Genomic DNA, 14,377 nt, shown 5'->3' with positions numbered 1-14,377 from the left:
GGGTTTGGTTGATTGTCACCAAGAAACGCCGGTTAGGGCGGCGTTTCTTATGTCATTTTCTGAAAGGGTTTACAACTATGGAAATTCTCGCACTTATTATTGGGATTATCTTTCTGTTGGTTTTGATTATTCAATTCAAAATGAACACCTTCGTATCCCTGATTCTAACTTCCGTTCTTACCGCCATCTTGTTAGGTATGAACCTCACCAAAATTGCCACTAGTATCGAAACTGGTATTGGTAGCCAATTAGGTGAATTGTCATTGGTCTTTGGTTTTGGTGCGATGCTGGGTCGGTTAGTTGCCGATGCTGGTGGTGCGCACAAAATCGCCACAACACTGATTGAAAAGTTTGGTAAAAAGCGTCTACAATTAGCTATTATGCTCGCGTCATTCATTATTGGGATCGCGCTCTTCTTCGAAGTTGGTATGGTCCTCTTAGTCCCAATCGTCTTCGCAATTGCGCTTGAAGCCGGTGTGCCAATTCTTTACCTCGGGATTTCAATGGCTGCCGCTTTGTCTGTCACTCACGGATTCTTACCACCTCACCCAGCACCAACTGCCATTGCCGCAGCTTTGGGTGCTAACGATGGTAAAGTGCTCCTGTTTGGTTTAGTTGTTGCGATTCCATCAGCTTATATCGCTGGTCCATTGTTCACTAAGTTAGCTCAAAAATTCGCCCCATCGGCCTTCCAACAAAAAGGTAACTTGAGTTCATTTGGTGACATGAAGGAAACTGATCCTAACGACGAACCAAGTTTTGGTTTAGCTGTTTTGACCTCCCTCTTCCCAGTTATTTTGATGGCGATTACGACTATCTATAAGATGACCGTTGATGGCGGTGCAACGCCAACTAAGGGTGCAACGATGCTTGACCAAATCGTTGCCTTAATTGGTGATCCAGCCATTGCAATGTTGATTTCACTCATCTTTGCAATGTGGTCCATGGGCTGGGCTCGTGGTAAGGCTACCAAAGACATCATGGAAACCGTTGAAAGTGCCGTTAAGTCAATTGCCATGCTACTGTTAGTTATTGGTGGTGGCGGTGGTTTCAAACAAGTTTTGATTGATGGTGGTGTTGGTACTGAAGTTGCTAAGCTCTTCGCCAACTCAAGTATCAGTCCATTGATTCTTGGCTGGTTAGTCACCGTTGTGCTTCGTGTTGCGTTAGGTTCAGCAACCGTTGCTGCCTTAACTGCTGCTGGCATCGTTGCCCCATTGATGTCTGCTGCCGGTGTTGATCCTGCATTGATGGTGCTTGCCATCGGTGCCGGTTCACTCGCCGCATCACACGTGAACGATGCTGGATTCTGGATGTTCCGTGAATACTTCGATTTGACCATCAAACAAACACTTTCAATTTGGACGGTGCTTGAAACGGTTATCTCAGTTGTCGGGATTATTGTGGTCATGATTTTGAATATGTTCTTCCACTAAAAATTTATCAATTTCTAATCTGAAACCCTTCCCCGGTGCGTTGTCACCGGGGTTTTTGTTTGCTATAATTGGTAGCTATTGTTATTTGGAAGGACGAATCAATAATCATGAGTGAACCACATTTAAAACGAGAGATTGGGTTGTTTACAGCCCTCTCGACTGTCATGGGAACCGTCATTGGTGGCGGGGTCTTCTTCAAGGTCGCCAGTGTTGTCGAAGTCACTGGTTCAGCTAGTATGACGCTAGCTGCTTGGGTCTTGGGTGGCCTGTTAACCATCTGCGCGGGTCTTTCAGCCGCCGAATTAGCGGCCGCCATTCCCCGAACCGGGGGTGCTATCAAGTATATCGAATACACCTATGGTAAGTTGCCCGGTTTTCTAATGGGTTGGGCGCTCATGTTGGTGTATTACCCGGCCAACATTGCTGCACTTTCCATTATCTTTTCGACTCAGTTTCTCAATTTATTTCACCTGTCACTGGCTTGGCACTTACCCATTGCGATCATTTGTGGGTTAAGTATCACCCTCATTAACTTTATGGGTGCTCGGGTCGGCGGTGCTTTACAATCGATTGCCCTCATCTTCAAGTTGATTCCAATCGCCATCATCGTCATCTTTGGCCTATTCTCAAAATCCGAAGTAAGCGTTAGTTTGTTGCCAGTGACCGTGGGCGCCCACCTGAACTACTGGACCGCTTTTAGTAGTGGCCTGCTGGCAACAATGTTTGCCTACGATGGTTGGATCAGTATTGGTAATATTGCGGGTGAAATGAAACACCCTGAAAAAGACCTGCCCCGCGCAATCGTGCTGGGACTCGTCTTTATCACCATCATCTACGCCTTGGTGAACTTTGTCTTCCTCAAAAGTCTGCCGATTTCACAAATCGCTGGCAACCAAAACACCGCGTCACAAGCCGCTCAGCTCATCTTTGGCCCACTTGGCGGCAAACTAGTGACGATTGGGATCTTGATTTCGGTTTACGGCGCCATTAACGGTTACACTTTAACGGGGATGCGAATTCCGTTTGCGATGGCCTCAGAGGACGCCTTGCCGTTTAGTCAACACTTGAAAAAAATTTCACGACGAACCTACGTCCCCTACTTTGCCGGTCTAGTTGAGTTTGGCATTGCCCTGATCATGATGTTTATGGGTTCCTTTGATACTTTGACTGACATGTTGGTGTTCGTGATGTGGATCTTCAACGTGATGCTGTTCATCGCGTTATTCATTCTCAGAAGACGCGAACCTGAACTGAAGCGTCCCTACAAGGTACCCGGCTATCCCGTTATTCCAATTATTGCCATTATTGGCGGCCTATTTATCTTGATCGTAACAATTTTGACCCAATTTGGACTCGCCATTACCGGCCTGATTCTCACTGGTATTGGCATCCCAGTGTACTATTACCATCAACGACATACTCAGGCCAGTTCTAAAACTAAATGATAAGACACAACAAAGCAACGGTCAGTACCTCTCTTTGAGGTTGCTGACCGTTGCTTTTTAATTTACTGTTTGAGTTTTTAAATTGCTTGATCTCCCAGCTGCTTAGGTAGTGGCAGATCTGGGAATAACCGTTTTAAATAGGCGGTTGCTGGTTCATCGGCTAATCGATCAGCTTCGATAACCTGAGTGAGTTCGTTAAACGTCAGCATCAGCATGATTTCACCATGCTCATCACGAACGGCATAGTAGCGAACGCCGAGTTGAACCGCTCGAAAAACGAGTTCTTGTGCCCGGACTGATAGCCGTGACATTCGTGGAAGCAACTGATCAGCGCCAATTCGTCTGGCTTTCCATTCCGCAGCTCGCCGAATCCCAAAGGACATCAAACTGCCATCATCGGTTAAATGCGACATTAACTTGGCTGAGGGCGTCAACTCCGGATGACTCATCACTTCCGCAAAATCATCTAAGGCATTAATCTGCTCACTGTGAGCGTTTAACGTCATCGCCAGCTGGTGGAGCGACTTAAAAATCCGTTGGCCTTCAGCGACCTTAAACGTCGGTTCAGTGGGTCGTTCAAGTGCAACTTGTTCGTTATCCAGTTCAGATTGTTTTAACTGGTCCACCAATTCGGTTGAATCGATTGGCGTGACCAAAGCATAGATAAAGAATAATTTCATAAAGTACAACGCGTGGCGACTGATGCCATTAACGTGAAACGGCGTGGTATCCAAGCCACGAAATTCCAAATACTTTATCCCCTTACTCAGGTCATCAGCTAAATGTTGGTTACCACGCAAGCGAACTGGCCCGTAAAACTCCGCCTGATCGAACAATGTACCACTTTCGATTCGATCCGAAAGTTGCGCCACAAAGTGCGGTAACGATTGATAGATGGTGGCATCAACCTGGTCCTGTGGTAAGTTAGCGTACCCGAAACGACTACTCCGAATACTTCGAACCGGTTGCGTTAATTCAGCCGGCGTTTCATCGAAGAAGCCGATTTCAGCAACTGGTGACGCACCAAATAAATACGTCATCAACCAACGATTCAAGACAAGGTTTTGGGTCATTCTGAAATACAGTGCGTTCCGAAAGTCTGTCACCCGGTCAAACTCATCTTCATAATGGGTATACAGTCGATTGATTACTGGATCCGGAATACTGTAGTTAAGGTGAACCCCAGTCACAATTTTGGATTGCAGCCGGTATTTTTGCGACAAGTAGTCACGATATTTCGCGTAGGCTGGCCGGTCAAAGTGGGCCCTAATGAACGCCTCATCCTCGTCATCTAGTTTCGGCGGCATACTCAACGGCCAAATCCGATCATCACCCTGTAAAGAGCGATACAACACGGTTTGTAGGGTATCGAGTTGATCCAATACGCCACCAATATTAGGATTCGGATCCGTGATGAGTTCAGTCTGCGCCTCAGCAAAATCTGACTGTAAATAAGGATGAAATGTACGTGATCCAAATACAGTTGGGTGCGGCAAGCGACTCATCCGACCAGTTTTATCAACCCGATTCTGTTCGATTTCAACCCCCACTAAACCGTGATAAAGCTGTTCGCTAACGCCTTCTGCTTTTATAACGTCCAATAGATTATCTAACATCCGTGAACCCCCAGTATGTGATGTCGTTTCGTTGCATTGATTATAGATTAAAATTCTCTGTGCCACAAGTTATTTGGCAATCGGGTTTCGACTTGATACTAGACCGACCGTCTGTTCTTATGAGCCTGCATTGTTACTTAAACTGGCTATCGCCAGCCTCCGGCCAGCGGTGGGTTGGGACCTGAAGTGGGGACCGGGTCGAGCCAAGGTCTCGCCCCTCGCATTTGAGCCTCACCCAAGACCGTTGTGAGGCTCAAACGTCGTCCCGTGATACCAGGAAAACCACCTGGTATCACCGCCACCACAAGTCCCAACCCACCGCTGGCGCTACGGCTTTACATTTGCTGAATCTGACCATCCATAATAATCGATCACATCACGTTGGTTCAATAGCAATCGACTATATTTGATAGCATACAAACTGATGAGACCATTATCATTAATAATTAGCGATTATGAGTCTTCCAAGCCCTCAATTGATATCAAGCGGTAATAGATATCAAACAATCAACACCATCTACTTTGATGCTTGTTAATCGTCTACTCCCCAGCAAAGGTAGTCGGAAGTTACCAGAAATCGGGGGCTTGCCGTGAAATGACTGGTGGGTCCACCCCACCAGTCAGGGTCGAATTAAAGACCCGCGCGATTTGTGGCGGGGCTTGAATTCGAGGTCCGAGACCGCCCTTCGGCTCGGACCGACCCCACGGCAACTCTGTCCTCGATTTCTGGTAACTGGAGACGGCAGTCTCAACTGCTAAATTTGAGTAAACAAATAGGACAATTGCCAAAAAATGACAATCGTCCTATTTTTAAATCTAAACTAAATTGCTAACGAAACATCAACCTTAATCGCGTTCCAGCAAAGTAACAGATTCAATATGCGGCGTTTGCGGGAACTGGTCAACGGGTTGGATCGGCGCTGTGACATGATAACCAACTTCAGCAAACCGTTGAATGTCTCGAACCAACGTGGATGGGTTGCAGCTCACATAAACAACCTTCTTAGGCGCCATAGCCGCAGCACTTTCAATCAACGTTGCATCCAAACCTTTACGTGGGGGATCAACCACGATGACGTCCGGCTTCAAGCCTTGCTTTTGCCATTCAGCCATTTGATATTCGGCCTTATTGGCTTCGAAATGGGTGTTAGTCAAGTCATTGAGCTTAGCGTTCTTCTTAGCATCTTCGACGGCTGTTGCGACGACTTCGACACCGTATACGTCCTTAGCGTGACGTGCCATGGCCAACGAAATCGTACCAATACCACAATAGGCATCAATCACAGTTTCGTTACCAGTCAAACCGGCACGATCAATGGCTAATTGATAAAGTTTTTCAGTTTGAACTGGGTTGACTTGGTAAAATGACTGCGCAGAAATTTCAAAACGGTTACCCAGTAATGAATCATGAATGACTGACTCACCATAAAGCACGTTGGTGATTGGGCCCATGATCACGTTAGTTGGTCGGCTGTTAACGTTTTGAATAATGCTCGTCACTTTCGGCAAGCTTTCAGTAATTTGTGCCACAATTTCTTTAGCGTGTGGCAACGTGTGGGAATTCGTGATGAGACCAATCATCATCTCGTCCTCATAGTGACTCTGACGCACCATCACGTTTCGAATGATACCCTTATGCGTTTTTTCGTCATAAGGCACAATCCCTTCCGCGCGTAAAATATCACGAACAATCACGATTGCCTTATCGATTCGAGTATCTTGGATATAAAAATCAGTTAATGGCACTAAATCGTGGGTGTGTTGGCGATAAAAGCCAGTCTCGAGTTGGCCCCGGACCTCACGAACCGGAATTTGGGCCTTATTTCGATAATGATAAGGCATATCCATCCCAATTGTTTCAGAAACGGTCAGATCCATCTTAGTCTTTGCCAATAGTGATTCAATTTGGTGTTGTTTAAATTTTAATTGGGCTGGGTAAATCATGTGTTGCAGTGGCGCAATCCCGGCTTGCGCCAATTTGCGGTCTTCGGCTTTAATCTCAGCACGGTCTGGTGAAGTCGTGATTTGTTCTAAAACGCGACCATAGCCAAAACTTTTCCCGACTTTGGTGACGACAAACTTAATCTCTTCACCAGGTAAGGCGTTGGCGATAAATAACGAATAGTTATCGACCTTGACGACACCGAGTCCCTCGTAGGTGAGATCCATCACGGTGCCAGTGTATGTTTCATTTTTTGATACAGGTGCTTGAATTTTCATTTAAATCTCCTTGTTCTAACTAAAAGAAAGGTTTTGCTGCCTTATGTATCATACAGCAAAACCTTCCAAATTCATACTAGTTACTTAGATTGTGTGCTTGATTGGTCCTCAGGTAGCTCATGAACACCCGCCAAGAACTTCCGCTCAGCCTCAAGTAATTCAGGATCCTCCGTTTCAACGGCAGCATCTGGAATGTCATCAAGATTAGCGTAAGTTTCAATATGTTGCTTCAGGTTAGTGAAGTTCATCGGTGCATCGCCACCATACTCACCATCTAGATTGATCATGATTCGTGAGTCGTCGAGTGACTTCACGTCAACCTTACGCACCTTACGATAAATAATCCGTGGATCATTAATGTGGCGGCCACCATTTAACACAAGGGTCAAAAGATGTAAGATTTCAGCCAAGTTACTGGTCTTCACGATAATCATCGTGAACATGCCATCGTTTAATGACGCATCGGGGACAATCTGTTCAAAGCCACCAACTGAATTAGTCAGCGCCAAGAAGAACATTGAGGCATCACCAACGTATTCATCACCGTCAAACTTTAAGTCCATTTTAAACGGTCGAATTCTTGGCAACAGTTCTGCACCTTTAACCAAGTAGGCAAGGTAGCCAAACAAGGTTTTCAAGTTAGATGGCACCTCATACGTCAGTTCAGTTAATCGCCCGCCACCAGCAATGTTCACAAAGTAATTTTTGCCGGCCAGACCGATGTCCATTTTAATGGTCTGATTTTTTAGGACGACTTTGGCAGCAGCTAACGGATCTTCACGAGGAATTCGCAGAGCCCGCGCGTAATCGTTGGTTGTGCCGGCCGGTATAATTGCCATTTTCGGTCGCTTTTTTAAACCAGCTAAACCATTAACGACTTCGTTGATGGTGCCATCACCGCCAGCGGCAACGACCAAGTCGAACCCGTCGCGGCCTGCACGTTCGGCCTCATCTCGTGCAGAATTAGGTGCCGGCGTCGTAGCAAAAGCACTGGTTTCGTAACCGGCTTGTTCAAAGACCCCTAAGATATCGACCATATCCTTCTTCAAAGCCTCACGACCAGAAGAAGGATTATAAATCACCCGCGCACGTTTACGCATAAGTGTTTCCTCCAATTTAATCTAACTAAGGTTACTTTTTCAGTGAAGCCATTAAGAGTTGGTTAACCACTTTTGGATTAGCTTTCCCGTGAGTTTGCTTCATAATTTGACCAACTAAGAAGCCCACCGCACGATCTTTACCGTTGTTAAAGTCTTCAACTGATTGTTCATTGTCAGCTAACACACCATCAATGATTGGTTGAAGTTGAGCGGGATCGGATAATTGAACCAACCCTTTTTCTTCGACGAAGGCTTTTGGTTCCTTGCCTTGGGTGATTGCCTTGAAGACTTTTTTAGCCATCTTAGTTGAGATGGTGCCATCCGTGATCAAGTTGATCATGCCAGCTAGGTTAGCCGGTGTTAAATCAGTGTCCTGCAAATCAGCGTGTTGTTCGTTCAAGAAGGCGTTAACGTCACCTTGAAGGTAGTTGGCTGCTGACTTAGGATCTGCACCTAACCGAACCGTTTCATCGAAGAAGTCTGACATTTCCTTGGTTTGCGTCAACACCATAGCATCGTAATCCGTCACGCCTAATTCGTTGACGTAACGTTCACGACGTTTACCAGGCATCTCGGGCATTTCACTGCCAATTTCATTGATCCAGTCGTCACTAATGTTTAAGGCTGGTAGATCGGGTTCTGGGAAGTAACGGTAATCGTCTGAGCCTTCCTTGACCCGCATCAAAATGGTTTGACCAGTAGTTTCATCAAAGCGACGGGTCTCTTGTTGAATTTCGCCGCCAGACATCAACACGCGTTGTTGGCGTTGTTCTTCATAGGCTAATCCTTTACGAACGTAGTTAAAGGAGTTCAAGTTCTTTAACTCAGTCTTAGTCCCGTATTCGGTTTGACCAGCAGGCCGAATCGAAATGTTGACATCGACACGCATAGAACCTTCTTCCATCTTCACATCAGAAATACCAGTGAATTGAATGCGTTGACGAAGTGCTTCAAGATAAGCGTAGGCTTCGTCTGGTGAAGCAATCTCAGGCTTCGACACAATTTCAATCAACGGTGTTCCTTGTCGGTTTAAATCGACGTATGAATAGTCGCGCTCATGGGTGTTTTTACCGGCATCTTCTTCAATATGCATCTCAGCAATGCCGACTTTTTTCTTTTGACCATCAACTTCAATTTCGATCCAACCGTCATGTGCCAATGGCTTATCAGATTGTGAAATTTGGTAGGCTTTTGGGTTATCAGGATAGAAGTAGTTTTTCCGGTCAAAATGAGTGTGTGGTTCGACTTCAGCGTGTAAGGCTAAGGCAGCCATAATACCGCTTTTAACCACACCCTTGTTGGTGGATGGTAAGACCCCTGGGTAACCCCAGTCAATCACGTTGGTATTGGCGTTAGGGTCGTCCCCAAATTCAACGGGGGATGGACTGAAAATCTTTGAATTTGTTTTTAATTCAACGTGGACTTCAAGACCAATGGTTGTTACAAAATTCATTAGTGAGTGCCCCCTTGTGTTGGTGTTTGTTGATGAAAATCAGTGGCTTGTTCAAAGACGTAGCCAGCTTTGTAAAGCGTGCTTTCGTCAAATGGTCGACCAATCAGTTGCATGCCGATTGGTAATCCGTTTGAAAAACCAGCTGGAATCGACATCCCGGGTAAACCAGCCAGGTTAACCGGAATGGTCAAGATATCATTCATGTACATGGTCATTGGATTTGAGATCTCGTCACCAATCTTAAAGGCTGGGGTTGGTGCAACTGGTCCCATGATGAAATCGTGATCCTTTAAAACAGCCTGGAAGTCCTTTAAAATCAACGTCCGAACTTGGGCAGCCTTCTTAAAGTAGGCATCGTAAAAACCAGCGGACAATGAGAACGTCCCCAGCATGATTCGACGCTTAACTTCGTCGCCAAAGCCTTCAGTCCGTGACTTAACGTAAACGTCTTCCAAGTTTTTCACGTCGTTGGCACGGTGACCATAGCGAATGCCATCAAATCGTTGCAAGTTAGAAGAAGCTTCTGAACTGGCGATAATGTAGTAAGCAGCCACGCCATACTTGTTGTGAGGCAGTGATACTTCATCCACCGTTGCGCCAAGTTCGCGATACTTGTCAGCAGCTGCTAAAATTGCAGCTTTAACGTCAGGATCGACCCCTTCGCCAAGGAATTCCTTTGGTAACCCGATCGTCATACCCTTAACGCTGGTGTTTTCGTTCAATTCAGCAGCAAAGTCAGGTACTTCGTGGGTTGAACTGGTTAAGTCGTGGTCATCGTGACCAGCAATTGCTGATAAGACGATGGCGTTGTCCTTAACCGTCCGAGTCATTGGCCCAATTTCGTCTAAACTTGAACCAAAGGCAATTAAACCCCAACGCGAAACACGGCCGTACGTTGGCTTCATCCCGACAATGCCGTTAAATGAAGCGGGTTGGCGAATTGAACCACCAGTATCGGAACCCAATGCAGCAACGACTTGACCAGAAGCCACAGCAGCTGCAGAACCACCTGATGAACCACCAGGAACATAGTCATGGTTCCAAGCGTTTTTAGTCACCTTAAAAGCTGAGTTCTCAGTTGAACCACCCATGGCAAATTCATCCATGTTGGTCTTACCAACGTTGATCGTGTCCTTAGCCTTCAAACGAGTCATTACGGTTGCGTCATAGACTGGTACGAAGTTCTCCAGCATCTTGGAAGCAGCTGTCGTCGTTAAGCCATTCGTAACGATATTATCTTTAATTGCCAGTGGAATCCCAGCTAAAACGTTATCTTGATCGATACCCTTTTCATCAAGTTCGGCTGCCTTTTTCAAAGCGGCTTCCTTATTCAAGTTCAAAAAGGCGTTTACTTCCGGGTCAGTTGCATCGATGTTGTCATAAGTTGCATTAACCAAATCAGTCACAGTGATCTTCTTTGCAACTAAGTCGTCATGCAACGACGCTAGATCTTTTTGAAAGTAGTTCATCGGCGTCTACTCACCCTCGCTTTCATCAATAATTGCAGGTACTTTAATATAGCCGTTCTCGGCTTCAGGTGCGTTTGCCAGCAAGGCATCACGTTGACCCCAGTTATCAGCAACGTCTTCACGCATCACATTAATCTGGTCGCTGACACTAGACGTTGGTTCAACGCCCGTGGTATCAACTTCGCTTAAGGTTTCAAATAACCCAATAATCTCATCTAATTGAGTCGTAAAGTACTTCAGTTGGTCGCTGCTCAAATCTAATTTGGCTAACGAGGCAACGTGTTGTACTTGTTCTTGGTCAATTCGGCTTGCCATCAAGTTTCCCTCTTTCACAAGTATTCTACGTAAAAATTACGTTACACATCAAATATAGTAACACATTATGCTAATAAAAAGCACCGATTTCTCAATAGAAATCAGTGCTGATTGCGACCTGACATCACGTTGTTAATAACTATCAAACACGTGCGAAGTAAACTTCTTATCGCCAGTATCACGACTTAGGAAACTCTGCACCCCTTCGGAAGATTTCACCGTAATGTCAATTGGTGCACCAGAAGGCAGGTATTTTTGCGCGGCTTGTTGTAAGTACTGCGTAAAACTAATAATTTCCGTTTCACTATAGAACTGAGTGGTGATATTAACGTTCATACCGGACAATTGCTTATCCGTGTAATGGGCTTGGGCGGTCACACCACTCAAGTTCGGGAAGTAGTTTTGAATCTGAGTTTTAAAGTTTTCAAATGAACTTTCGTCGTTTGAATTACCAACTGAGGCACTTGAAGACGTCGTCGGGTAAACGTAACTCTTCTCACTGATTGCCTTCCAGGAACCAACTGAAGTGCTCCCCGCCTTATTCACTGAATAAGAGAAGAAGCTCCCACCGACTAAGCTGTCAGTTGCTGCTTGCTTGTATAGTGCAATCGTGATTGGCACGTTCTTGAGAGCGGCTTTTTTCCGTAACCGGGCCAAAACTTGGTTGGCAATCTTTTCACCCTGTTGCTTAATTTCAGCGTTACTAATGTGGGTTTCATAAGTTGCCCCAAATTTGGTTTTTTCATAGTAATCAACGGAATTTAAGCCAAGACCGATCGTGATACCAGAAAGTGATAATTTTTTACCATTTTCCTTCATGTAATCTTGTTCTTCCATCTGTTGTAGGTAAATTGGGTTCCGGGTGTTGGCACCAGTTTTACCATTATTCACTGGATTTAAACCGGTCGGGTTGGACTTCGATTTGCGTCCCAGCCAATTTTGAACCGTATTGGTGGTCAAATACTGTCCCTCTTCAAAAACGTACTTACTTGGTGAGTAAACCTTCTTGGAAACCGTCAGTAAGCCACTTTCGAAGCTCTTTAGATTATATTGGTTATCGTTTTGTGACACATTGACACCGCGTGCCTTACTCGTGACATAACGACCATTCTTAATCACACTTTGGTAATCACCAGAAGCTGCCTGTCCAGTTAACTGAGTGCCTTTTGACGTCGTTGTACTTGACGTTCCACTGGAACTACCCAAATTACCACAAGCACTTAAAAATAGGCCACACACTGCCACTACAAACAGTGCTTTAAATCGTCTCATTACGCATTTCCTCCATCTTCAGTTCGGTTCGTCATTTCAGTTGCAAAACGGGCTTCATCCCAAACTGGAATTTCTAGCTGCTGGGCCTTCGTTAACTTACTACCAGCATCAGTTCCCGCAATCACGAGGTCAGTCTTTTTTGAAACACTGCCCGTAACGGCTGCGCCTTGTGCTAGCAACCACTCCGTTGCGTCTTGGCGAGTCATCGTTGTGAGCTTACCCGTCAAAACCACACGCTTGCCATTAAAGAAACCATCAGCTGGTGCAGCTGCACTGCCAGAGGTATAGGTCATGTTAACACCCCGCTCTGCTAATTCAGTGATCAGCTGCTTGGCGCCATCATTGCTAAAATAGGTCACCAAACTATCAGCAATGGTATCGCCAACCGAATCAATGGCCGCAATTTCAGTTTGACTGGCCGCCATCACTGCTGACATGGTCTGAAACTGAGCTGCAATTAACCGGGCCGCCTTATTACCGACGTGACGAATCCCTAAACCAAATAGTAACCGTTCTAGTGAATTATTGCGACTGTTATCAAGTGCATTTAATAAATTATTAGCGGATTTTTCACCAAATTTGTCCAAAGTCACCAACTGTTCAAAAGTTAATCCGTATAAATCGGCAACATCAGAAACAAAGTGGTGGTCAAATAACTGAGTAATGATGCGTGGGCCAAGTCCATCGATGTTCATCGCATTTCGCGAAGCAAAGTGGGTCATTTGTTCAGCGAGTTGTGCTGGACACCGTGGATTGATACAACGTAGCGCTACCTCATCATCTAGGTGAACTAGGGTTGCGCCACATGATGGGCACTGCGTTGGAATTGGGTAGGCCTCGCTGTCGACTGGCCGCTTAGAAGCGACGACATTCGAAATTTCGGGAATAATATCGCCGGCCTTGTGCAACATCACCGTATCACCTAACCGAATATCCTTGTCAATGAGGTAATCTGGATTGTGTAGTGAAGCCCGGGCAACCGTGGTACCTGCTAATTGAACCGGATCCATAATGGCAGTTGGGGTGACGACACCCGTACGGCCCACGGTCCATTCAATTTCGCGAACCACCGTCTCAGCTTCTTCTGGTGGGAACTTATAGGCAATCGCCCACCGTGGCACCTTGACAGTCGCACCCATTGCTCGCTGTACTGGTAGCGAATTGACCTTAACCACGATACCATCGATACCATAAGCTAAGTCGTCGCGTTGACCAGTATATCGGTCAACGTAGTCGTCAATTTCGGCCATATTATGGGCGACTTCAAAACTTGAATTGGTGGTAAATCCTAACTCGGCAAGTTCCACCAACATATCGCTTTGCGTTCGTGCTGTAAGTGGTTCGTAATCAGCCACATTGTACATAAATGTACTTAATTTACGTTCCTTGGTCACCGCCGTATCAAGTTGCCGCAAACTGCCTGCAGCGGCATTTCGGGGGTTAGCAAAAACTGGTTTACCTTCAGCATCCCGCTTAGCATTTAATTCGATGAACGATTGTTTTGGCATGTAACACTCACCACGAACTTCAATGGTAAGTGGCCGAGTCAACTTGGTTGGAATGCTTGGTATGGTTTTTAAATTAGCCGTGATATCTTCACCAATCTGACCATTGCCACGAGTGGAACCTTGAACAAGCTCCCCCGCTTCATAGCGCAATGAGATTGCTAGGCCATCGATTTTGAGCTCACAATTATAAGTGTTGGCTTCATTTTCCGTAATATGTTCAACAAAATCAGCCAGTTCTTCCTTTGAAAACACGTCGCCCAGTGACAACATGGGAATGTCATGATTGACCTTCGAAAAATCAGTTGAAATGGTCCCACCGACGTTTTGAGTCGGTGAATCTGGCGTCACGAGCTCTGGAAACTTAGCTTCGATTGCCACCAGCTGGGCGTACTTTTGGTCATACACTGCATCTTCAACCTTAGGCGCGTCCTTACTATAGTAAGCTTCACCCCATGCTTTGAGTTGGGGCCGTAGTTGTTGAATCAGAGTTTGCGCTTCCGCTTTGGTTAAAGAATCTATGGATGATTCACTCATCTTACCACC

General features: G+C 45.7%; 10 protein-coding genes. 2 read left to right on the top strand and 8 right to left on the bottom strand.

Features of this window, described 5'->3' with window-relative positions; translation table 11 throughout:
* The first annotated feature begins 77 nt into the window (after window positions 1-77).
* A complete protein-coding gene (locus FD04_RS11810) occupies window positions 78-1,436 on the top strand; it encodes a gluconate:H+ symporter (protein ID WP_054701347.1) in 1,359 nt (452 codons plus the stop codon).
* A 107-nt stretch (window positions 1,437-1,543) separates the two neighbouring features.
* Complete coding sequence (locus FD04_RS11805) at window positions 1,544-2,881, top strand: APC family permease (RefSeq protein ID WP_056948979.1); 1,338 nt, start codon at window positions 1,544-1,546, stop codon at window positions 2,879-2,881.
* Between the two features lie 77 nt (window positions 2,882-2,958).
* On the opposite strand, the gene FD04_RS11800 is transcribed toward FD04_RS11805, so the two are convergent.
* From FD04_RS11800 to ligA, 8 genes are all read right to left on the bottom strand, one after another.
* Window positions 2,959-4,497: a gamma-glutamylcysteine synthetase gene (locus FD04_RS11800; RefSeq protein WP_054701340.1), complete on the bottom strand. Its 1,539-nt coding sequence runs from the start codon at window positions 4,495-4,497 to the stop codon at window positions 2,959-2,961.
* Window positions 4,498-5,343: 846 nt separating this feature from the next.
* Window positions 5,344-6,717 carry a 23S rRNA (uracil(1939)-C(5))-methyltransferase RlmD gene (rlmD, locus tag FD04_RS11795; protein WP_056948977.1) on the bottom strand — a complete coding sequence of 458 codons (1,374 nt, stop codon included), beginning with the start codon at window positions 6,715-6,717 and terminating at the stop codon, window positions 5,344-5,346.
* 80 nt (window positions 6,718-6,797) lie between these two features.
* Window positions 6,798-7,817: a diacylglycerol kinase gene (locus tag FD04_RS11790; RefSeq protein WP_056948975.1), complete on the bottom strand. Its 1,020-nt coding sequence runs from the start codon at window positions 7,815-7,817 to the stop codon at window positions 6,798-6,800.
* Between the two features lie 31 nt (window positions 7,818-7,848).
* Entirely contained in the window at window positions 7,849-9,270 is a 1,422-nt protein-coding gene (gene gatB / locus FD04_RS11785) for an Asp-tRNA(Asn)/Glu-tRNA(Gln) amidotransferase subunit GatB (protein WP_056948973.1), read from the bottom strand.
* Window positions 9,270-10,739, bottom strand: a complete 1,470-nt coding sequence (gene gatA / locus FD04_RS11780) for an Asp-tRNA(Asn)/Glu-tRNA(Gln) amidotransferase subunit GatA (protein ID WP_054701338.1) — start codon at window positions 10,737-10,739, stop codon at window positions 9,270-9,272. Before gatA ends, gatB begins: the two co-directional genes overlap by 1 nt.
* A gap of 6 nt (window positions 10,740-10,745) precedes the next feature.
* Entirely contained in the window at window positions 10,746-11,054 is a 309-nt protein-coding gene (gene gatC / locus FD04_RS11775; RefSeq protein WP_054701336.1) for an Asp-tRNA(Asn)/Glu-tRNA(Gln) amidotransferase subunit GatC, read from the bottom strand.
* A gap of 132 nt (window positions 11,055-11,186) precedes the next feature.
* The gene (locus FD04_RS11770) at window positions 11,187-12,326 is read right to left on the bottom strand and encodes a CamS family sex pheromone protein (RefSeq protein WP_056948971.1); all 1,140 of its coding nucleotides are present in this window, start codon (window positions 12,324-12,326) and stop codon (window positions 11,187-11,189) included.
* Window positions 12,326-14,368, bottom strand: coding sequence for an NAD-dependent DNA ligase LigA (gene ligA / locus FD04_RS11765; RefSeq protein ID WP_056948969.1), 2,043 nt, complete (start codon window positions 14,366-14,368; stop codon window positions 12,326-12,328). Before ligA ends, FD04_RS11770 begins: the two co-directional genes overlap by 1 nt.
* Window positions 14,369-14,377: the final 9 nt, after the last annotated feature.

The sequence above is a fragment of the Secundilactobacillus odoratitofui DSM 19909 = JCM 15043 genome (genome assembly GCF_001434895.1).
GTDB classification, from domain to species: Bacteria; Bacillota; Bacilli; order Lactobacillales; family Lactobacillaceae; genus Secundilactobacillus; species Secundilactobacillus odoratitofui.
This window is presented reverse-complemented; position numbering and strand designations above follow the sequence as displayed.